This window comes from Burkholderia sp. PAMC 28687, from assembly GCF_001577465.1.
GTDB lineage: Bacteria > Pseudomonadota > Gammaproteobacteria > Burkholderiales > Burkholderiaceae > Caballeronia.
Genome location: NZ_CP014506.1, coordinates 1,109,120 through 1,129,338 on the forward strand (window position 1 = coordinate 1,109,120; position 20,219 = coordinate 1,129,338).

17 protein-coding genes are annotated in these 20,219 nt (G+C 59.6%); 16 read left to right on the forward strand and 1 reads right to left on the reverse strand.

Annotated elements, in window-relative coordinates; translation table 11 throughout:
• The first annotated feature begins 5 nt into the window (after window positions 1–5).
• The 16 genes from AX768_RS20305 to AX768_RS20380 all read left to right on the forward strand — a co-directional run bounded on the left by AX768_RS20305 (window position 6) and on the right by AX768_RS20380 (window position 17,739).
• Window positions 6–1,040, forward strand: a complete 1,035-nt coding sequence (locus AX768_RS20305) for a zinc-dependent alcohol dehydrogenase (protein WP_062001841.1) — start codon at window positions 6–8, stop codon at window positions 1,038–1,040.
• A gap of 91 nt (window positions 1,041–1,131) precedes the next feature.
• Window positions 1,132–2,115: a zinc-dependent alcohol dehydrogenase family protein gene (locus AX768_RS20310; protein ID WP_062002363.1), complete on the forward strand. Its 984-nt coding sequence runs from the start codon at window positions 1,132–1,134 to the stop codon at window positions 2,113–2,115.
• Between the two features lie 349 nt (window positions 2,116–2,464).
• Window positions 2,465–4,288: an NAD(P)H-dependent oxidoreductase subunit E gene (locus AX768_RS20315; protein ID WP_231941431.1), complete on the forward strand. Its 1,824-nt coding sequence runs from the start codon at window positions 2,465–2,467 to the stop codon at window positions 4,286–4,288.
• Entirely contained in the window at window positions 4,285–5,025 is a 741-nt protein-coding gene (locus tag AX768_RS20320; RefSeq protein WP_062001842.1) for a 2Fe-2S iron-sulfur cluster-binding protein, read from the forward strand. Before AX768_RS20315 ends, AX768_RS20320 begins: the two co-directional genes overlap by 4 nt.
• Window positions 5,022–5,609, forward strand: coding sequence for an NADP oxidoreductase (locus AX768_RS20325; RefSeq protein ID WP_231941432.1), 588 nt, complete (start codon window positions 5,022–5,024; stop codon window positions 5,607–5,609). The genes AX768_RS20320 and AX768_RS20325 overlap by 4 nt, the downstream gene beginning before the upstream one ends.
• 19 nt (window positions 5,610–5,628) lie before the next feature.
• On the forward strand, window positions 5,629–7,143 hold the full coding sequence (locus AX768_RS20330) for a Ni/Fe hydrogenase subunit alpha (RefSeq protein ID WP_062001843.1): 1,515 nt from the start codon (window positions 5,629–5,631) through the stop codon (window positions 7,141–7,143).
• Complete coding sequence (locus tag AX768_RS20335; protein ID WP_062001844.1) at window positions 7,140–7,634, forward strand: hydrogenase maturation protease; 495 nt, start codon at window positions 7,140–7,142, stop codon at window positions 7,632–7,634. The genes AX768_RS20330 and AX768_RS20335 overlap by 4 nt, the downstream gene beginning before the upstream one ends.
• Complete coding sequence (locus AX768_RS20340) at window positions 7,627–7,974, forward strand: hydrogenase maturation nickel metallochaperone HypA/HybF (RefSeq protein ID WP_062001845.1); 348 nt, start codon at window positions 7,627–7,629, stop codon at window positions 7,972–7,974. The genes AX768_RS20335 and AX768_RS20340 overlap by 8 nt, the downstream gene beginning before the upstream one ends.
• Before the next feature lie 18 nt (window positions 7,975–7,992).
• Window positions 7,993–8,916 carry a hydrogenase nickel incorporation protein HypB gene (gene hypB / locus AX768_RS20345; protein WP_082778960.1) on the forward strand — a complete coding sequence of 308 codons (924 nt, stop codon included), beginning with the start codon at window positions 7,993–7,995 and terminating at the stop codon, window positions 8,914–8,916.
• Complete coding sequence (locus AX768_RS20350; protein WP_062001846.1) at window positions 8,913–10,073, forward strand: Kae1-like domain-containing protein; 1,161 nt, start codon at window positions 8,913–8,915, stop codon at window positions 10,071–10,073. The genes hypB and AX768_RS20350 overlap by 4 nt, the downstream gene beginning before the upstream one ends.
• A complete protein-coding gene (locus tag AX768_RS20355) occupies window positions 10,064–10,279 on the forward strand; it encodes a HypC/HybG/HupF family hydrogenase formation chaperone (protein WP_062001847.1) in 216 nt (71 codons plus the stop codon). The genes AX768_RS20350 and AX768_RS20355 overlap by 10 nt, the downstream gene beginning before the upstream one ends.
• Window positions 10,276–11,415 carry a hydrogenase formation protein HypD gene (gene hypD, locus AX768_RS20360; protein WP_062001848.1) on the forward strand — a complete coding sequence of 380 codons (1,140 nt, stop codon included), beginning with the start codon at window positions 10,276–10,278 and terminating at the stop codon, window positions 11,413–11,415. The genes AX768_RS20355 and hypD overlap by 4 nt, the downstream gene beginning before the upstream one ends.
• A 48-nt stretch (window positions 11,416–11,463) precedes the next feature.
• The gene (gene hypE, locus AX768_RS20365; RefSeq protein WP_062001849.1) at window positions 11,464–12,522 is read left to right on the forward strand and encodes a hydrogenase expression/formation protein HypE; all 1,059 of its coding nucleotides are present in this window, start codon (window positions 11,464–11,466) and stop codon (window positions 12,520–12,522) included.
• Window positions 12,523–12,984: 462 nt separating this feature from the next.
• Window positions 12,985–14,022 carry a phosphogluconate dehydrogenase (NAD(+)-dependent, decarboxylating) gene (gene gnd / locus AX768_RS20370; RefSeq protein ID WP_062001850.1) on the forward strand — a complete coding sequence of 346 codons (1,038 nt, stop codon included), beginning with the start codon at window positions 12,985–12,987 and terminating at the stop codon, window positions 14,020–14,022.
• Window positions 13,928–15,424 carry a glucose-6-phosphate dehydrogenase gene (gene zwf, locus AX768_RS20375; RefSeq protein ID WP_231941433.1) on the forward strand — a complete coding sequence of 499 codons (1,497 nt, stop codon included), beginning with the start codon at window positions 13,928–13,930 and terminating at the stop codon, window positions 15,422–15,424. Before gnd ends, zwf begins: the two co-directional genes overlap by 95 nt.
• Window positions 15,425–15,516: 92 nt before the next feature.
• On the forward strand, window positions 15,517–17,739 hold the full coding sequence (locus AX768_RS20380; protein WP_082778961.1) for a copper-transporting P-type ATPase: 2,223 nt from the start codon (window positions 15,517–15,519) through the stop codon (window positions 17,737–17,739).
• A 126-nt stretch (window positions 17,740–17,865) separates the two neighbouring features.
• Here AX768_RS20380 and AX768_RS20385 read toward each other — a convergent pair whose 3' ends face one another.
• Complete coding sequence (locus tag AX768_RS20385; RefSeq protein ID WP_062001852.1) at window positions 17,866–19,248, reverse strand: NAD-dependent succinate-semialdehyde dehydrogenase; 1,383 nt, start codon at window positions 19,246–19,248, stop codon at window positions 17,866–17,868.
• Window positions 19,249–20,219: the final 971 nt, after the last annotated feature.

Sequence of the window (20,219 nt, forward strand, 5' to 3'; positions counted from 1 at the left end):
AGATCATGAAAGGCAAGATGCAAGCCGCTTTTGTCGAAGCGTTCGGCAAGCCACTGGTACTGAAGGAAGTCGACATTCCAACGCCCGGGACGGGGCAGGTGCTGGTCAAGACCGAGGCCTGTGGCGTTTGCCATACCGATCTGCATGCGGCAAACGGAGACTGGCCCTTGAAACCCACGTTGCCATTCATCCCGGGCCATGAGGGTATCGGCATAGTCACCGCCATCGGCGCGGGTGTCACGGCCGTGAAAGAAGGGGACCGCGTTGGTGTGCCCTGGCTCTATTCCGCCTGTGGACATTGCGAATATTGCCTCGCGGCGCGCGAACCGGTGTGTGCGGAAGCGCAGTTCGGCGGCTATACGAAAAACGGTGGCTTCGCCGAGTACATCCTCGCGGACCCCAACTACGTAGCACACATACCGGCGCATCTGGCCGCCCGGGATGCGGCCCCGCTTATCTGCGCCGGCATCACGTCATACAAGGGCATCAAGGAGACGCAGGCCCGTCCGGGCGAATGGATTGTCATTTCAGGTGTCGGAGGCCTGGGTCATTTGGGTATCCAGTACGCCAAGGCCATGGGCTTGCACGTGTGCGCGGTTGACATCGACGATGGCAAGCTCGCACACGCTAAACGTCTGGGCGCGGACGCGATGGTCAACGCGAAGGACGAAGATCCGATCGCAGCTGTCAAGAAGGCCACCGGTGGCGGCGCTCATGGTGTGCTGATTACCGCACCATCGCTAGGAGCGTTCAAGCAGGGTGTAGGCATGACCCGCAAGCACGGAACCTGCGTTTTGGTGGGCTTGCCGCCGGGCGAATTTCCGACTCCCTTGTTCGACGTGGTAGCCAACTGCATCACGATCAAGGGCTCCTTCGTCGGCAATCGACGCGACATGGCCGAAGCGCTTGCCTTTGCCGCGGACGGCAAGGTGAAGGCGGATATCGAGTTGCAGCCGCTATCGGCGATCAACGACGTGTTCCATCGGCTGGCCCATGGCGACGTTCCTTCGCGCGTGGTGCTGGAGTTTGCAAGTCACTGAGTGCAGCGCTTCGGCGAGGTTCAGGCTTTGAATAGTCGTCAAACCTCGAAGCGGGCCACCTGCGCTCGAACTCATGCAAACGGAGAAATCGATGCATGCAATGGTGCTGAACAAGGTCGGCGGTGCGCTTGAATGGACCGAACTCGCCGACCGGGAACCTGGTCCGACCCAGATTCGGGTGAAGGTGGGCGCGTGCGGTGTCTGCCGCACGGACCTTCATGTTGTAGACGGTGAGCTCGAGCATCCGCAGGTACCCATCATTCCTGGCCACGAGATTGTTGGGCGCATCGACGCTCTCGGGGCGGACGTTAAAGGCCTGCAGTTGGGTGAGCGGGTCGGTATTCCATGGCTGGGTCACACCTGTGGCGTCTGCCCGTTTTGTGCCGCGCACCGGGAGAACCTGTGCGATCGGCCGCTATTCACCGGCTACACGCGCGACGGCGGTTTCGCCACCGCGACGATTGCAGATGCACGCTTTGCGTTTCCGCTAGGCGATTCCGGCACCGATGAGTCGCTCGCCCCCTTGCTCTGTGCGGGACTCATTGGCTGGCGCTCATTAACCATCGCGGGTGACGGCAAGCACTTGGGGCTTTACGGCTTCGGGGCGGCTGCGCACATTCTCGCCCAGGTCGCTAAATGGCAGGGCCGGTCGGTCTTTGCTTTCACCCGTCCGGGAGACCTGGCGACGCAAGCCTTCGCTCGTAGCCTTGGTGCAATCTGGGCAGGCGGCTCGGACGAAACGCCGCCACAAGCGCTCGACGCAGCCATCATCTTTGCACCCATAGGCAACCTGGTACCGAGCGCCCTGAAGGCGGTGCGCAAAGGCGGGCGCGTGGTGTGCGCGGGCATCCATATGAGTGACATTCCTGCGTTCCCCTATAAGTTGCTTTGGGAAGAGCGGCAGTTGCTGTCGGTTGCCAACCTGACGCGTCAGGACGGGGTCGATTTCCTGCGTTTGGCACCGCAGATCGGCATTGTCACGAAGACAACGCGCTATCGCCTGCAGGAGGCTAATCAGGCTTTAGCGGATCTACGTGCGGGCCGGTTTGAAGGTGCTGCGGTTCTCCTGCCGTGAGCAAGGGTCTCAGCCCAGGCTTTAAGAGGGTACATGTGGGAGAAGAGTCAGGATTGAAGTCTGGACCGCCTGGATATGAAAAGCGGAGTGCTCGATCTTTCGGCTTGTCGATTTCTTTCAAGTCCGAAGTAGGTCCATGAATGACCCGAAATATTTGATAGATGGACGCTTCTCTCGCTGAGCGGCGTAATCGACCAGATCTGAGTATTTTCCGAGGCTATCGTTACCCGCAGATGCGGGCTACTCTGTCAGCTCAAAACGAGCGATGAAAGAGGGTGCTTTACCGTTGGCTTGAACTCCACCGCCCGAAGCGATTAGCGCATCGGTCTAGACATGGGAGCGATCAATCGTGGCCACTGCACACGGTCTTCTGTCCAAACCCGCTGAAATCCAGAACGAGGCCATCGATTCGCTCGTCTCGCGCTACGCGTGTGATCCGCACGCACTGGTGCAGATCCTCCGCGAGGCACAGGCGCAGCATACCTGGCTGCCGCGCGACATGCTGTCATACGTGGCGAGTGCGCTGGGGCTGACGCTTGCCCATGTAGAAGGCGTCGCGACGTTCTACCGCTTCTTTCACACCCAGCCGGTGGGCGAGTACCGCGTACTCTTTAGCGACAACATCACCGACCGTATGCAAGGTAACGCGGCATTGATGGCCGACTTGTGCCAACGACTGGGTGTCGAACCGGGCCGCATGCGGGCCGACGCACGCGTCAGTGTGGATTTTTGTTCTTGTACCGGTCTGTGCGATCAAGGACCGTCCTTGCTGATTAATCACCATATAGTTGTCACTCGGCTCGACGCCGAGCGCGTAGGTGCGATCGCCGACTTGATCGAATCAAGGGTGCCTGTCACTGCGTGGCCGGCCCATTGGTCTCTCGTGGACGACCATATCCGACGCGCTGATGTCCTCCTCGGCACTCCCTTTCCGCCCGGCGCAGCCATCGCTGCTGCGCTGGCGCGCGGAGCCCATGACCTGGTGGACGAGATGACGATCTCGAACCTGCGTGGACGCGGTGGCGCGGGTTTTGTCACGGGCAAGAAATGGGAACTCTGCCGTGACGCGAAAGGCAGCGAGCACTACATGGTGTGTAACGCCGACGAAGGAGAACCCGGAACGTTCAAGGACCGCGTGCTGCTGACACGCCATCCAGATATGGTGTTTGAAGGGATGACGATCGGCGCACTCGCGATAGGAGCCCGGCATGGATTGATGTATTTGCGTGGTGAATACCGCTACCTGCTGGAGCCGTTGCGCAATGTCCTGCAGCGCCGCCGCGACGCTCACTTACTGGGGACCGCGATCCAAGGGCATTCGGGATTCGATTTCGACATCGATATTCACGTAGGCGCCGGCGCTTATGTATGCGGGGAGGAGTCGTCTTTGATCGAATCCCTCGAAGGCAAGCGCGGCACTCCGCGCATCCGTCCGCCGTTTCCCGCGGAGCACGGTTATCTTGATCAGCCGACTGCGGTGGACAACGTTGAAACCTTGTGCGCCGCGACGCATATCGCATTGCAAGGCGGCGCGTGGTGGGCGGTCATCGGCACGCCTAAATCAACGGGCACAAACATACATTCTGTATCGGGCGACTGCGATCGGCCGGGTATCTATGAATATCCGATGGGTACAAGCATCGATCGCATCCTGGAAGATTGCGGGGCGCACGACGCTCAGGCGGTGCAGGTCGGCGGACCATCGGGAAAGTGCTTATCGGCGATGGAGTTTGGTCGCCGCATCGGGTTCGAGGACGTACCCACGGCAGGCGCATTCATGGTGTTCAACCGGTCGCGCGACATGTTCGAAGTGGCACGCAACTATGCGGGGTTTTTCGCCGAGGAGAGTTGCGGTTTTTGCACGCCGTGCCGTGTGGGCACGGCGCTGGTAGTCAAGAGCATGGACAAACTCGCAGCCGGTCGAGGCTCGCGTCATGACGTCGATCTGCTCAGCGGCATCGACACGCTGATGCACGGCACCACCCATTGCGGGCTGGGCGGCTCGGCCTGCAACGCCCTTCACGATACCATCGTCAAGTTCAGGCCCGCCTACGAGCGACGTCTGAAGTCGCTGCATTTCGAGCCGGCATTCGATCTCGACGCAGAGCTTGCGGACGCACGCCGCGCGACCGGGCGAGACGATGCAGCCGCGCATTTGGAAAGTACCCCATGACTACGCTCGGCAAGACCGGCAATACCAGCGATATCGGCGCCACGTTCTCGCTCGACGGTGTAGACGTGCTCTTTGAGCCGGGAGAGACCATTCTGCAGGCAGCACGGCGGGCGGGGCGTTACATCCCGCACTTATGCTGGCATCCGGATTTTCATGCGCAGGGCTCCTGCCGCGTTTGCACCGTCAAGGTCAAGGGCCGGGCTGGCTCCGCATGCACCTTGCACGCCGCAGCGGGCGAGGTAGTCGAAAGCAACACGGACGAGCTGAACGCCGAGCGCAAGATGTTGCTTCAGATGCTGTTCGTCGAAGGCAATCACTTTTGCCCCTCATGCGAAAAGAGCGGCAACTGCCTGCTGCAGGCGACGGCCTACGAGATGAAGATGGAGGACGTGCTGTTCGAGGAGTTCTATCCACTACGCCCGATCGACGCGAGCCACGCCGACGTCATGATTGACTTCAACCGCTGCATCTTGTGCGAACTGTGCGTGAGGGCAGGTCACGATGTCGACGCCAAAGACGTTTTCGCTATCGCGGGACATGGGATCGGAACACATCTTGTGGTCAACAGCATGAGCGGAAAGCTGGTCGATACCGATATGGCGCTTGCCGACCGTGCTGCGAGCATTTGCCCGGTCGGCGCGATCCTGCCCAAGCGGCGCGGCTTCGTTATCCCGATTGGTGAGCGTCGGTACGACCCGCACACGGCGGCCGACCCGGACATGCAGGAGGCTTCATGAGCCCTGTCATGAATCCGGCAATGATCGTCGATGTGCCCCCCCGGGGCGCCAAGTTAAAGGTCGCTACCGTTTCGCTGGCGGGCTGTTTCGGCTGCCACACGTCCTTCCTCGACATCGACGAGCGTCTGCTGGAGTTGATCCAGCACATTGAGTTTGACCGCTCGCCGCTGACCGACATCAAGGAAGTCGGCCAGTGCGACATCGGACTGATCGAAGGCGGTGTATGCAATTCCGAGAACGTGCTGGTACTACGCGCGTTTCGTGCCCACTGCAAGACGCTGGTGGCCATGGGGGCTTGCGCCATCAATGGCGGCTTGCCGGCAGAGCGCAATCGGTTCGACGTAGGCGTCCTGCTCAACGAGGTTTATCACGATCGCCCGGGGTTGAGCGAAGGCAGCGAGATTCCGAACGACCCCGAATTGCCGCTGTTGCTTCGGCAGGTGCGTCCGATCCATGCGATCGTGCACGTCGACTACTTCTTGCCCGGATGCCCGCCGTCGGCGGATGCATTCTGGAGTTTCCTGAACGACCTGATGGCCGGGCGCACGCCGCAACTGGGCCACGCCTTGATGCACTACGACTGAGAGCGAGGACCCAAACGCGATGAGCTTCGATCTCGAAACCGCGGCAGATTCCAAAGGCCTGCGCCGCGTGGCTATCGACCCGGTGTCACGTGTTGAAGGGCACGGCAAGGTGACGATCCTGCTCGACGAGCAGAATCGCGTGAAACAGGTGCGTCTGCACATTGTCGAGTTCCGCGGCTTCGAGAAATTTATCGAAGGGCGTCCGTACTGGGAAGTCCCGGTGATGGTGCAGCGTTTGTGCGGTATCTGCCCGGTGTCGCATCAACTCGCGGCGGCCAAGGCGATGGATCTGGTTGTAGGTGCGCAGCCCGTCACGCGAACTGCGGAGAAGATCCGCCGGCTGATGCACTACGGCCAGGTCATGCAATCGCATGCGCTGCACTTCTTTTATCTCGCGTCACCGGATCTGCTTTTCGGCTTCGACTCTGAAGCTGACCTGCGCAACATTGTTGGTGTGGCGCAGGCGCATCCGGACATCGCGAAGAAGGGCATTCTGTTGCGCAAGTTTGGCCAGGAGATTATCCGCGTTACGTCGGGCAAGCGCATTCATGGCACGGGCGCGATACCGGGCGGAATGAACAAGCACGTGAGCCAGGTCGAACGTGATGCGCTCTATCAGGACGTGGACCAGATGATCGCCTGGGCCGCCGATGCCGTGGACATCGCCAAGCAGTTGCATGCGCAAAACCCTATCCTTTACGACGGCTTTGGGAGCTTTCCCTCCAACATGATGTCACTCGTTCGAGCCGATGGCGCGATGGATCTCTACGATGGCGTGCTGCGCGTGCGCGACGCCGACGGCAAGATTATTCTCGATGGCGCGAGCGACCAGCGCTACATGGACTTGATAGAAGAGGAGAGCAGGCCCTGGACGTATATGAAGTTTCCGCACCTGCGAAGCCTCGGCCGCGACGCGGGATGGTACCGGGTCGGACCGCTCGCACGCGTTCAAAATTGCGACTTTATTCCGAGTCCACTTGCGGAAGCGCAGCGCCAGGACTTCGTCGCCTGGGGCAAAGGCGCGCCGGTGCACGCGACCCTTGCATACCACTGGGCTCGGATGATCGAGGTGTTGCACACGGTAGAGGTCATCAAGGAACTGCTCGACGACCCGGACATCCTGCAAGGCGAATTGATGGCTGGCGGTGAGCGCCGGGGAGGGGGCGTTGGCGTCATCGAAGCGCCAAGGGGAACGCTCATTCACGATTACGAAGTGGGGGCGGACGACCTCGTCACACGGTGCAATCTGATTGTCTCCACTACGCACAACAACCAGGCGATGAACGAATCCGTGCGCTCGGTCGCGCGTCAGTATCTGGATGGGCATGAGTTGACCGAAGGGCTCCTCAACCGTATTGAAGTGGCCATCCGTGCATTCGACCCTTGCCTTTCCTGCGCCACGCACGCACTGGGCCAGATGCCGCTCGATGTCGTACTGCTTGGACCCGACGGTGGGCTGGTCGATCACGTAGTGAAGTCGCCGCACGGCGAAATAGTGCGCCACGGCAAAGCGTCGATGGAGCCGTTCGCATGACTGCGCCCTTGCTGATTTTCGGGTGGGGCAACCTGAGTCGTGGCGACGATGCACTAGGCCCGTTATTCGTGCAGCAATTGTCTGCGCTGGCCGGGTCGGCGAGTGGCCATCGCGTGGAGTTTCTCGAGGACTATCAACTTCAAATCGAGCACGCGCTTGACCTCGTGTGTCGCGAGCGCGTGCTATTCGTCGATACCAGCCTGAACTGCGCCACTCCGTTCGAGGTGACCACGCTAAGTCCGGCGCGTGATGTCAGTTTCACTACGCACGCCATGTCTGCACAGTCAGTCATGCAGGTCTATTGCGACTTGTACGGCGTTGATCCGCCGCCGTGCACGCTGCTGGCGATACGAGGCATGCAATTCGAACTCGGGGAGCCGCCTGCGCCAGTTGCGCTTATAAACCTCGCGCGAGCGCTAATTTGGGGGCAGTCCTGGATGCTCGATAAAGCTGCTCCGCCCGCCATCGTGCCCGAGGCTATGGATGCATGAAGTCAGCATGGCGGCCGGCATCCTGCGCATGATCGAAGAGGCTGCTGAACGCGAACACTTCGGGCGGGTTTCATTCATGCGGCTTGAAATTGGTGCGCTGGCCGGTGTCGAACTACAGGCCCTGAGTTTCGCGCTCACGGCCATGATGCCCGGCACCTGCATGGAAGGCAGCGAGCTCGCGATAGACGTGATTCCTGGCACGGCCCGCTGTCTGCACTGCGCGGCCGGCGTGGAGATCAAAAGCCATCTTGACGCCTGTCCGTCTTGCGGCAGCTACACCTTGCAGGCCACCGGAGGCTCCGAGGTACGAATAGTCGACCTTGTGGTGTTCGACGACTGAACTTTAAAGGAGAAGGCCATGTGTGTCATCTGCGGCTGCAATGCCGAGTCGGACCCCGGGCGCACCAATGCGCGGAAAACACCCTCCGGAGCCCACCCTATTCCTGCGGTGTCGGTCGGGGGCGATCTTCACTATGGCATTGGCGCCGCGCGGGTGTCGGTGCCCGGTATCAGTCAGGCGCGCGTCATCCAGATGGAAGCCGATGTACTGGGCGAAAACAAGCGGCTGGCGAGCCATAACCGGGCTCATTTCGCGGCGCATGGCGTGAGCGCGTTCAACCTTGTCTCCAGCCCCGGTTCGGGCAAGACGACACTGCTTTGCACGAGCATCAACGCACTCAAGATCCGTCATCCCGGGTTGGGCGTGGCGGTGATCGAGGGCGACCAGCAAACCAGTATGGACGCGGACCGCATTCGCGCTACGGGTGCCCCGGCGATCCAGGTCAACACGGGCCGCGGCTGCCACCTGGATGCGCAAATGGTGGGCGACGCTTTCTCGCGCCTCGATCTGCACGCAAGGGCGCATCACGGCGACGGTGGTGAAGCGCTCTTGTTTATCGAAAACGTCGGCAACCTGGTTTGTCCGGCTCTTTGGGATCTGGGGGAGGCCGCGAAGGTCGTGGTGTTGTCGGTGACCGAAGGCGAGGACAAGCCTCTCAAGTATCCGGATATGTTCGCCGCAGCCACCCTGATGGTGATCAACAAGATCGACCTCCTGCCTTATGTCAGTTTCGACCTGTCCAGATGTATTGGCTATGCCCGTCAAGTTAACCCGGGCATCGAAGTGCTGCTCTTGTCGGCCACGACGGGTGAAGGCATCGAACCCTGGCTGGACTGGCTGTTGCCGAAGCGCGGTGACCCGGAACATGGACCGGCGGCCAATCCATTGGAACACGGCACGGCTGCACCACGAATCGCAAAGTCACCGGCCGTGACGTCATGATCCGTTCAGCCGTCTTGCCGAAACCCGCCCCCGCGCGCGTGCTGGCCTGCGGTGCGTATCTTAAGAATACCGCCTGCCTGATAGAGGGCACGAGGGTACTGTGGTCCGACCCCCATGGAGATCTGATCGGCGCAGCCAACCGCGAGGCGCTGAACGTCTCGGTCGAGGAACTGCTTCGGGAGGCATCGGGGCCGGTGCAGGCGGTGGCACACGACCTGCATCCGGACTTTCACAGTACTCACATAGCTCAGGCGGTGGCGGACCGTCTGGGCGTGCCTGCGATCGGTGTCCAACACCATCATGCGCACATTGCAGTGGCCCAGGCCGAGCAAGGCGTGGCCGGTCCCGTCATCGGCCTCGCACTGGATGGCGTGGGCCTGGGCGACGACGGCAGCGCATGGGGTGGCGAAGTACTTTGGGTGGACTCGGCCGCCAACCAGTGGCGTCGACTGAATCATTTGGCGCCTTTGATGTTGCCTGGCGGCGACGTGGCTGCGCGCGAACCCTGGCGCATGGCCGCGGCCGTATTGCAGCGTCTGGGCCGTACCGACGAAATTGAAGCAAGGTTCGCTCCGTCGGTTGGCGTGTTCGCGGCACGCCTCGTGCGCAGCCTACTGGAGCGTCAGGTCAACAGTTTTCCCACGACCAGTGCTGGCCGCTGGTTCGACGCTGCCGCGGGCGGGCTCGGGCTGTGCGTTCACCAAACTTTTGAAGCCGAAGCGGCCATCGCTCTCGAGCAACAGGCGCGAACGTGGCTGCAAGCACACCCTGAATATGTCGTGCAATGGACGTCGCTCGACCTCGCGCCTCTCGTCGCCAAATTATTTGCGATGTCCGACGAGGGCGTCGCGTCGAGCGGCGAAGGAGCAGCGCTTTTTCATCTGGGCCTGGCCGGTGGTCTGGCGCATGCGGCCACTGAAGCTGCGCGCGCACATGGCACCCGCACCGTCATTCTGGGGGGCGGCTGCTTCCTCAATCAGGTCCTTAGCGAACGTGTGAGCGCAGCACTGCACGGTGCCAGCCTGGTGGTGTTGCGACCACAAGGCGTGTGTTGCGGCGATGCAGGCCTCGCGCTGGGTCAGGCGTGGGTGGCTGGCTGCACCCTGCATGCCGGTCAAGTCATGGCATCTTCAGCGGAGGTCGCATCATGTGCCTAGCGTTACCTGCTTGCGTCATTGCGCTCGAGGGACCCGACATGGCGGTCGTCGACCTTGGCGGTGTGCGCAAACGAATCTCGATTGCGCTGGTGCCCGAGGTTCAGGTCGGCGACTACGTGATTGTTCACGTGGGTTATGCCATCGGCATGCTTGACATAGAGGAAGCGCAAGCAACACTTAAACTGTTCGCGGAGCTGACCACATGAAATACATCGATGAATTTCGTGACGGCGCGCTCGCCCGTAACATCGCCACCAACATCGCGAGAGAAGTCAAAGCGACTCGGCGATACAGCTTCATGGAGTTCTGCGGCGGTCACACACACGCCCTGGCACGCTATGGCGTCGCGGATCTGCTGCCCCCAAATTTACGCATGATCCACGGCCCCGGCTGCCCTGTGTGCGTGCTTCCCATTGGCCGTGTCGACATGGGCTTACGCCTCGCGCTCGATGCCGGCGTGATCTTGTGTACCTACGGCGACGTGATGCGCGTGCCGGCGTCGGACGGCTTGTCCTTGATGCGCGCGAAGGCTCGCGGCGCCGATATCCGCATGGTGTATTCCCCGCTCGATGCGTTGAAGCTCGCCGTCGATAACCCACGGCGCGAAGTGGTATTTCTCGCCATCGGTTTCGAGACCACTACGCCGCCGACCGCGCTCGCTATCCAGCAAGCAGCGCGTGAAGGGCTGAAAAACTTTAGCGTGTTGTGCTGCCATGTGCTGACGCCGGCGGCCATTACTCACATCCTTGAATCCCCGGAAGTGCTTCAGTACGGCACGGTCGAGATCGACGGCTTTGTCGGGCCGGCCCACGTGAGCATCGTGATTGGATCGGGCCCGTATGAAGGGTTTGCAAAGACCCATCGCAAGCCGGTGGTGATCGCCGGGTTCGAGCCACTGGACGTGATGCAGGCTATCCTGATGTTGGTGCGCCAAGTCAATGACGGCCGCGCCGAGATCCAGAATGAATTTACGCGTGCGGTGAGCCGCGAAGGCAATGCTCGCGCCCAGGCGGTGATGGCGGACGTGCTCGAAGTGCGCGATACGTTCGAGTGGCGCGGACTGGGTGAGGTGCCGATGAGTGCGCTTCAAATTCGCCCGGAATATGCGCTCTTCGACGCCGAGCAGCGCTTCGATCTGAACTATCGTGCGGTGCCCGACCATAAGCAGTGCGAGTGCGGTGCAATCCTGCGCGGGGTGAAGAAGCCGATTGACTGCAAGCTCTTTGGCACCATCTGCACGCCCGACAATCCGATGGGATCGTGCATGGTGTCGAGCGAAGGCGCGTGCGCGGCGCACTACTCATACGGACGGTTCCGGGACATTCCCGTGGTGGCTGCATGAAGTTGCCGTGCCCAGCGTGATGTAGTTGCCAATGAGATCGCCCAATCCATGAATACACCAAAAAGACACTACACCCGTCCTCTGGATCTGAGGCATGGCTGCATCGACATGAACCACGGTGCGGGTGGGCGCCTGTCGGCGCAGTTGATCGAGGAAGTATTCGCGCGCGCTTTCGACAACGAATTTCTGCGGCAGGGCAATGACGGGGCTCTGTTGCCGGTACCTGTCGGACAGCAACTCGTCATGGCGACTGACGGGCACGTGATTTCACCTCTGTTCTTTCCCGGCGGGGACATCGGCTGCCTCGCGGTGAACGGGACGCTCAATGATGTCGCGATGCTGGGAGCGACGCCGCTCTACCTCAGCGCATGCTTCATCCTCGAAGAAGGCCTGCCGTTGGCGGAGCTAAAACGCATCGTGCAATCGATGGCCAAAGCCGCACTCGATGCTAGCGTTCCCATTGTCACTGGGGACACGAAGGTAGTGGAACGCGGCAAGGGGGATGCCGTTTTCATCACTACGACAGGGATCGGCATAGTGCCCGAGGGACGCATGATTGGCGGGGCGCAGGCGCGGCCTGGCGACGCGGTGCTGCTCTCTGGAACGATCGGTGAGCACGGCGTCGCGGTGTTGTCTCAACGCGCTTCACTCGAGTTTGAGACCACGATCAAATCCGACACGGCTGCATTGCACACGCTGGTTGCGGCGATGCTGGCGGTTGCAGCGGCTGGCGAGATTCGCGTGCTTCGCGACCCCACTCGCGGCGGCCTCGCGACGACGCTTAACGAGATCGCCGGGCAGTCCAACGTGGGAATGATGCTGCAGGAGTCTGCGATTCCTATACTGCCCCAGGTCGATGCGGCCTGCGAATTACTGGGCCTGGATCCGATGTATATCGCTAACGAAGGCAAGCTGGTGGCGATCGTCGCGCCGGAGGCTGCATCCGCGGTGTTGGCGGCGATGCATGCGCACTCTTTGGGCCACGCAGCCGCGTGTATAGGTAGCGTCACAGAAGACGCGAATCGTTTTATCCAGATGGACACACGCGTTGGTGGACGGCGCGTTGTCGACTGGCTGAGCGGCGAGCCGCTGCCGCGGATCTGCTGACTGCGCGCACATCGCTGCGCCCTGACATTTTGTTCTGCTACTTCAACATAGACACTAGCGATCAATGCGCGAAAGTCGCGTTCGGCACCGTAATCGAGATTGGCGTAACGATCGATGGCTTTCAACCTTCACGCCCGGCACTCGTCTCTGTTCATCCATCCCCCAGCGAACAGTCCAAATCTCGACGCGCAACATTCTGGGATTCCTCCTCACAGCACCTGTTTTCCGCCTTGCATTTTCGCTTGATTGGCTCCAGCCGATTTACATCCGACTTAGCAGGCAGTAGCGCCAACAGTCCAAAAATGAGTAGTTTCCGAGCCTGCACAGTCCAGCACGCGACGACTATCATCAAAATCGATGGTGGTGCGATAGCGTTTCAATTTGCGTCCATCGACAACACTTCGAGACGGAACCATGTGACACCCTCTCGTTTGCTTCAACAGACCTCCAAGGAGATTCACGATGCAAGTAGGAATGATTGGACTCGGGCGTATGGGCAGTAATATGGTTCGCCGGCTTCTGCAGAAAGATCAGCAGTGTGTCGTGTACGGCTCCCACCCAGACGTAGTGAAAGAGCTTCAGGATCTGGGCGCAGTCGGCGCTGATTCTCTGAAGAATTTTGTTTCCCGGTTGACCAAGCCACGCGCGATCTGGCTAATGGTACCCGCTGCAGTAGTCGACCAAGAGCTGGCGAAACTAACCCCGTTGCTCGATTCAGGCGACATTGTGATCGATGGAGGAAATTCGTACTATCGCGACGATATTCGGCGCAGCGCCGAGCTGAAATCCAGTGGAATTCATTACGTCGATGTCGGCACGAGCGGTGGTGTCTTTGGACTCAAGCGTGGCTACTGTCTCATGATTGGCGGCGAAACAAACGTCGTGAAACACCTCACCCCAATTTTTTCCGGACTTGCACCGGGAGCAGGCGATGTCTCTGTCACGCCCGGACGAAACAGTCACCGCAGCCCCGATCGCACCGCCGAGCAAGGCTATTTGCATTGCGGACCGCATGGCGCCGGGCATTTCGTCAAGATGGTTCACAACGGCATCGAATACGGGATCATGGCGGCCTATGCCGAGGGATTGAACATCCTGCATAACGCGAACGTTGGTAAGCGCTCGGGCGACGTCGATGCTGAAACGACACCGCTGCGAAACCCGGAGTATTACCAATACACGCTTGATTTGCCGGAAATTGCCGAAGTCTGGCGCCGAGGCAGCGTCATCGGTTCCTGGTTGCTGGACCTTACCGCTGCCGCTCTCCAGGACGATCCCGCGCTAGCGAAATATGAGGGCAGGGTTTCCGATTCCGGCGAAGGACGTTGGACGATCCTGGCCGCCATTGATGAAGCGGTGCCGGCTCCCGTGTTGAGCGCTGCGCTGTTTGAGCGTTTTAGCTCGCGTGGTGACGCAGATTTTGCTTCCAAGATATTGTCCGCCATGCGAAACGAATTCGGAGGTCATCTGGAAAGATCGGCCCCGAAAGGCGGGGTATGAGATGGTCGCACCTCGGTCGGATGCATTTGTTTTTTTCGGCGCTACCGGCGATCTGGCATACAAACAGATCTTCCCGGCGTTACAAGCCATGATCCGACATGGCCACTTCGACATGCCGATAATTGGTGTGGGCAGATCGCAGTGGGATGATGATCGTTTCATCGCGCGAGCGCGTGACAGCATCGAAAAGCATGGCACGCTGGATCGTGCGGCTTTCGCAAAACTCGCTCCCCGACTGCAATACGTTGTAGGCGATTGTCGCGACGAGCAGACATATCGGAGCTTGCGTGAGGCGTTAGGCAACGCCGAGCAGCCCTTGTACTATCTTGCCCTTCCCCCTGAGATCTTCGGGGACGTGGTAGATGGCTTGTCGAAGTCAGGCAGCGCCAAAAATGCCCGCGTGATGGTCGAGAAGCCATTTGGGAGCGATCTCGCTTCGGCACATGCCCTGAATGAGTTGCTCATGAAATCGTTCTCGCCATCGGCGGTGTTCCGTGTCGATCATTACTTGGGCAAGGAACCGGTCCAGAACCTGCAGTACTTCCGTTTTGCGAATGCACTTGTCGAACCGGTATGGAATCGTCGTTATGTGGCGAGCGTTCAGGTCACCATGGCGGAATCGTTCGGCGTACAGGGCCGCGGCGGTATGTACGAAGGCGTCGGCGCGATTCGGGATGTCGTGCAGAATCATTTGCTGCAAGTTGTCTCGTTACTGGCGAGCGAGGCCCCGGTGGATGGTCATCCTGATGCGATGCGCGATGCAAAACTGCGCGTATTCGAAGCGATGCAGCCAATTTCAGCGGACGAGACAGTGCGTGGACAGTTCAGTGGATACCGCAACGAGCCGGGCGTCGCCCCTGATTCCCAGGTTGAGACGTTCGTTGCGTTGCGTCTGCGTATCGAGAACGAACGGTGGGCCGGTGTGCCGTTCTATATCCGCGCCGGCAAACAGTTGCCGGTGACCGGTACCGAGATCATGGTGAGACTTAAATCGCCGTCGCACGCAGTCTTCGATACCGCAGCATCTGGCCAGTCAAACTACTTCCGCTTCCGGATCAGCCCCGATGTGTTGATCTCCGTGGGTGCGCGCGTCAAGGTCCCTGGCGAGGTCATGGCAGGCGAAACGGTCGAACTTGTCGCGCATCGTCATCCTCGCGATGAAATGTCGCCATACGAACGCCTGTTTGGCGACGCGATTCAGGGCGACGCCTCACTTTTCGCACGCTACGACAGTATTGAAGCCGCTTGGCGCACCGTCGCTCCCATTCTTAGGAACACCGTTCCCATCAAGTATTACGGACCATCGAGCTGGGGGCCCGACGAAAGCGATCAGCTTATCTCGCGTGATGGCGGCTGGCATGAGCCCGTCGCAATCGATGCCAAAGAGGGCGATGCTGGGTGACGTGGCCGTTTGCGCCCCCGACGAGACAATGCCGTAGTGATACGCCCGGCAACCTGAGGGCGGATCGCAGGTTTATCTATCGGATATGGACTATGAAATCTGCCGCCTCAGCAGTATCCGCGATGCCCGCCTATGCGCCAAAACCTGCAGCGGTGTACACCTGCGCCATGCATCCCCAGATAAGGTTGCCGAATCCGGGTGCATGCCCGATCTGTGGCATGACGCTGGAGTTGGTTGCCCCTGTCTTGACGGAGCAGCCTTCTACCGAGCTTAGGGATATGACTCGCCGCTTCTGGATGGCGGTGGTCTTTTCCGTGCCCCTGCTGTGGCTGACCATGGGACATGAGGTCGGGCTCCCAGACCCGAACGCAGTCATCAATCACATGGCGCAAGTGTTCAAACTTCCGCATCTCCTGTCAGGCTCGTGGTCGCAATGCCTCCAGGCGTTACTCGCGACGCCGGTCGTTCTGTGGGCAGGCTGGCCTTTTCTCGCGCGGGGAGGGAGATCGTTCGTGACCTGGCAACTGAACATGTTTAGCCTTGTCGCCATAGGGGTTGGAGCGGCGTATATCTTCAGTATTTATGTCCTGTTCTTCCCTGCCAGCGTTCCCGGGGCATTTCGGCACGGCGGTGAACTGCCTTCATATTTCGAAGCTTCATCCGTCATAGTGGCGCTTATATTGCTCGGGCAGGTGCTCGAACTTCGGGCGCGGTCGAGAACCACTAGCGCAATAAAAGACCTGTTGAAGCTGGCGCCGCAAACGGCAGTCAGATTGCGTGTCGACGGTACTGAAGAAGTTGTTGCGCTCGAGAAGGTGATTGCCGGCAATACGCTGCGCGTCAAGCCCGGCTCGAAAATCCCGGTCGACGGCGTGGTCACAGACGGGGAATCAAGCGTCGACGAATCCATGATCACGGGGGAACCGATTCCCGTCGAAAAGGTAGCCGGCAACAAAGTCACAGGAGCCACCGTGAATCAGACAGGGTCGTTTCTGATGAAGGCGGAGAAGGTCGGGTCAGAGACCTTGCTCGCAAGGATCGTGCAATTGGTCTCGGAGGCCGGGCGCTCTCGCGCGCCAATTCAGAAGCTTGCCGACGAGGTTTCAGGATGGTTCGTCTCAGCGGTGCTGGCGATCGCCATCGTCTCATTCGCGGTGTGGGCGATTTTCGGACCCCATCCCGCGCTGGGAAATGCGCTCATCGTGGCCATCAGCGTACTCATTATCGCGTGTCCATGTGCACTTGGGTTGGCAACGCCCGTATCGATTATCGTAGGTGTCGGACGCGGAGCAAAACAGGGTGTCCTTATCAAAGATGCGGAGGCGCTGGAGTTGATGGAAAAGGTGGATACCCTGGTGGTCGATAAAACCGGGACACTAACGGAAGGAAGGCCGCGGGTTCGAGTGGTCGCCGCGCTTGACGGATTCACCGACTCTGTCGTGCTCGGCTATTCAGGTGGCCTTGAGGGGCAGAGCGAACACCCGCTCGCGCAGGCTATCGTCAGCGAGGCGCGCGAGCGGAATGTCACTCTTCCATCTGTGTCCGCCTTCAATTCCGTGACCGGCAAAGGGATAAGCGGAACCATCGACGGCCATGTAGTCTTGCTTGGCAACGCCCGGCTGATGGAAGATGCGAAGGTTGACTATTCTGCCTCCAAAGTAGAAGTCGACCGTCTGCGTACAGACGCACAAACGGTTATGTACTTGTCTGTCGACGGGAGGCTGGCCGGTTACCTCGGCGTGTCCGACCCGGTCAAGGCCACGACACCGGAGGCTGTCAAGCTGCTTAGAAAGTCCGGGATCAGAATAATCATGCTGACGGGCGACAATCCGGTCACGGCCAACGCTGTTGCGAAGGCACTGGCTCTGGACGGCGTGATAGCGGGGGTGCTTCCGCAGGACAAGCATAAGTATGTGCAAGAGCTGCAGCAGCAAGGACATGTCGTCGCGATGGCTGGAGATGGCGTCAACGATGCACCGGCCCTGGCGCAAGCCAACGTCGGCATAGCGATGGGAACAGGGACGGATGTGGCGATGAATAGCGCGCGAATCGTCCTTGTCAAAGGTGACTTGAGGGGCATCGCGACCGCAAGGCAACTGAGCGTAGCTACCATGAAGAACATCCGGCAAAACCTGGTCTTTGCTTTCGCTTACAACCTGGTGGGGATTCCCGTCGCGGCAGGTGTTCTTTATCCGTGGTTGGGCATCCTGCTAAGCCCTGTCATCGCGAGTGCGGCAATGGCATTCAGTTCCGTGTCGGTAATTGGAAATGCCCTGCGCCTCAAGGCTGTCAGCTTCCGGGGCGCGCCAACCTGACTCCATATCGACGCATCGGGATACCTAGCGAGTGTGCTGCCACATCCAACACCTGTGAATTCAGAAAACTGAGTGCTGGCAACTTTTGCGAGCGGTGCCAGCCAGCGGGCGAGACCAATGTGACGCCTACACCGGTGCATTGATGTCGGCGACCCTGACCAGCTTCTTGTTCACGAACTCCTGAATGCCCATCTCGGACAGTTCGTGGCCGTAACCTGAGTTTTTGACGCCACCGAAGGGCAGCTCCGGCGTCGTCCAGGTCGGTTGGTTAACAAACATCATGCCGGTGTCGATACGGCTCGCCACGCGTTTGCCCCGTGCAATATTCCTCGTGAAGATCGAACCGCCAAGACCGAAGTCCGAGTCGTTAGCGAGCGCCACAGCTTCGTCTTCGTTTTTCACGGTGAAAAACAGGGCAACTGGTCCGAAGAATTCATCACGGAACGCGGGATTGTCCGGCCGGATATGGGTGAGAATCGTGGGCTGCATGAATGCGCCCGGACGATCAACGCGTCCGCCACCCGTGACGAGCTTCGCGCCGTGAGCAACCGCTTGTTCTACCTGAGCGAGGAGCTTGACGAGAGCCGATTCGGTCGATAGCGGACCCAGGGTCGTCAGGGGATCCATTGGATCGCCTGGCCTGAGCGCCTCAAGTGCCGTTTGAAACCTGTGCAGAAAGTGGCCCGCTACTTCCTCGACAACGATAAAGCGCTTTGCAGCTACGCAGCATTGGCCCATGTTGTTCATCTTGCCCCACACAGCCCATTTGACCGTCCTTTCCAGGTCTGCATCTTCGAGCACGACGAAGGCGTCGCTGCCGCCAAGTTCCATTGTCGACTTCTTAAGGTTCATTCCAGCCCTGGCGGCCACCACTCTTCCGGCGTCCACACTCCCGGTCAGCGCTACGCCCTTGATCCGCGGATCGTCGATCACCTGATTCACCTGGTCATAGGAAATGAGAAGGTTGGTGTAGGCGCCTGCCGGTGCACCTGCGTCAAGCCATAGTTGCTCGAAAGCGATGGCACACTGCGGCACGCAGCCAGCGTGTTTTACCATCACGACATTACCGGCCATCAGATTCGGTGCGGCAAAGCGTGCGAGCTGATAGTACGGAAAATTCCACGGTTGTACGCCGAAGAGCACGCCCAATGGGCTACTTTCGACTTGCGCTTCCCCAGTAAGCGGTTGCAGGACGCGAGGCGCAAGGAACGACTCAGCATTCCTAGCGTAGTAGTCGAGGATGTCTGCACTTAGCTCCACCTCACCTCGCGCCTGCGCGATTAGCTTACCCATCTCCAGGGTTATCGGCTGGGCAAACTCATAGACGCGCGTGCGCATCAGTGCTGCGGCTCTTGCAACAATTGCCGCTCGTTCGTAAAAGCTAGTGTGCCGCCAGGTTTCAAAGCAAGCTTGCGCATGCTCGATTGCCATCTGAAGCCGCTCATCGTCAAATTCTTCGAATGTTTTCAGAATCGTGCCGTCGTACGGGTTCACGCTTTGATAGGACATGATCGGTTCTCATTGGTAAGGGTTGGCTAGCGAGGTGAAAGCTCCTATCGCTCGACCTCGAAAACAGACTCCGACGCACGTTTGATCCGTATGGTCGAATGTTTCTTGACCATCAGGAAACTGATCGGACAGGACTCGATGTGCGGTCGAACCATAGGGTCGAACTTCCTGCTTCGCAGCGTGGGGAAGATAGTTGTCTCTAAGCATGCAATACGCGAGGGCGATGGTGGACGACGATATTTTTTCGATGCATCGGTCTCGCCCGCAATACTGGCATGCGCATCTCCATGGGAGATGCGCATGCATCCCCGCTGCTTACAAGAGCAAGCATGAGGCCGGCCGATCATGTGCGATAGAGTCGGAAACTACTCAGGGCGTCTGGGCATAGGAGGCGGACCGGGACCCATGCCCGGCGAAGTATTTCACACAGCCTTTCGGTCCACCGTATCGGGCGGAGCGGATGAACGTGCCTCTAGCCGTGTGTTCCTGCGGCGACGCGCCATTTCGCTCGCTCTCATCGAATCTTGAGCCGGCACGCTCGAAGAAAGACGCGCGAATTCTTGGTCCACCATGCTGGCGAGATCGCTTTCGCTCACTTCCACTCCGGGCCGAAGCGAAAGCAACGACTCGAGAAATGTTTGCGTTGTCATGGGAGACTCCTTTGCTGGCTACGGCCAACTTGGAACGACGTTAATGAAATGCAGCTCTTATCACCGGGCGATAGTTCACGATTCTTGCCGCGGTGGAAATTGAATGCTCGGCGCAAAAGTTGTGCGCAGTTAATCAGCGCCATGAGACGAGAGTCGGGTTTCGGTGCTAGCTTCGGGCCGCCATAGGCTTAGGCCGGTAGTCGCTCGACGTGCTTTAGCGTCAAGTTGAGAGGCAACCGCCATAAAAGCGCTTAGTTTGCCACCGAGTTCTATAGTCGAAAGAAAAGCAAGGGCACGGGAGTTCGCGTATTCCGACGACAC

Excerpts from the sequence above, each read along its gene's own strand:
- AX768_RS20310 (WP_062002363.1), top strand. The coding sequence starts at position 1,132 with ATGCATGCAATGGTGCTGAACAAGGTCGGCGGTGCGCTTGAATGGACC.
- AX768_RS20325 (WP_231941432.1), top strand. The coding sequence starts at position 5,022 with ATGAGCCCTGTCATGAATCCGGCAATGATCGTCGATGTGCCCCCCCGG.
- hypB (WP_082778960.1), top strand. The coding sequence starts at position 7,993 with ATGTGTGTCATCTGCGGCTGCAATGCCGAGTCGGACCCCGGGCGCACC.
- AX768_RS20330 (WP_062001843.1), top strand. The coding sequence starts at position 5,629 with ATGAGCTTCGATCTCGAAACCGCGGCAGATTCCAAAGGCCTGCGCCGC.
- hypE (WP_062001849.1), top strand. The coding sequence starts at position 11,464 with ATGAATACACCAAAAAGACACTACACCCGTCCTCTGGATCTGAGGCAT.
- AX768_RS20385 (WP_062001852.1), bottom strand. The coding sequence starts at position 19,248 with ATGTCCTATCAAAGCGTGAACCCGTACGACGGCACGATTCTGAAAACA.
- AX768_RS20340 (WP_062001845.1), top strand. The coding sequence starts at position 7,627 with ATGCATGAAGTCAGCATGGCGGCCGGCATCCTGCGCATGATCGAAGAG.
- AX768_RS20350 (WP_062001846.1), top strand. The coding sequence starts at position 8,913 with ATGATCCGTTCAGCCGTCTTGCCGAAACCCGCCCCCGCGCGCGTGCTG.
- AX768_RS20320 (WP_062001842.1), top strand. The coding sequence starts at position 4,285 with ATGACTACGCTCGGCAAGACCGGCAATACCAGCGATATCGGCGCCACG.
- AX768_RS20335 (WP_062001844.1), top strand. The coding sequence starts at position 7,140 with ATGACTGCGCCCTTGCTGATTTTCGGGTGGGGCAACCTGAGTCGTGGC.
- gnd (WP_062001850.1), top strand. The coding sequence starts at position 12,985 with ATGCAAGTAGGAATGATTGGACTCGGGCGTATGGGCAGTAATATGGTT.
- AX768_RS20355 (WP_062001847.1), top strand. The coding sequence starts at position 10,064 with ATGTGCCTAGCGTTACCTGCTTGCGTCATTGCGCTCGAGGGACCCGAC.
- AX768_RS20305 (WP_062001841.1), top strand. The coding sequence starts at position 6 with ATGAAAGGCAAGATGCAAGCCGCTTTTGTCGAAGCGTTCGGCAAGCCA.
- hypD (WP_062001848.1), top strand. The coding sequence starts at position 10,276 with ATGAAATACATCGATGAATTTCGTGACGGCGCGCTCGCCCGTAACATC.
- AX768_RS20380 (WP_082778961.1), top strand. The coding sequence starts at position 15,517 with ATGAAATCTGCCGCCTCAGCAGTATCCGCGATGCCCGCCTATGCGCCA.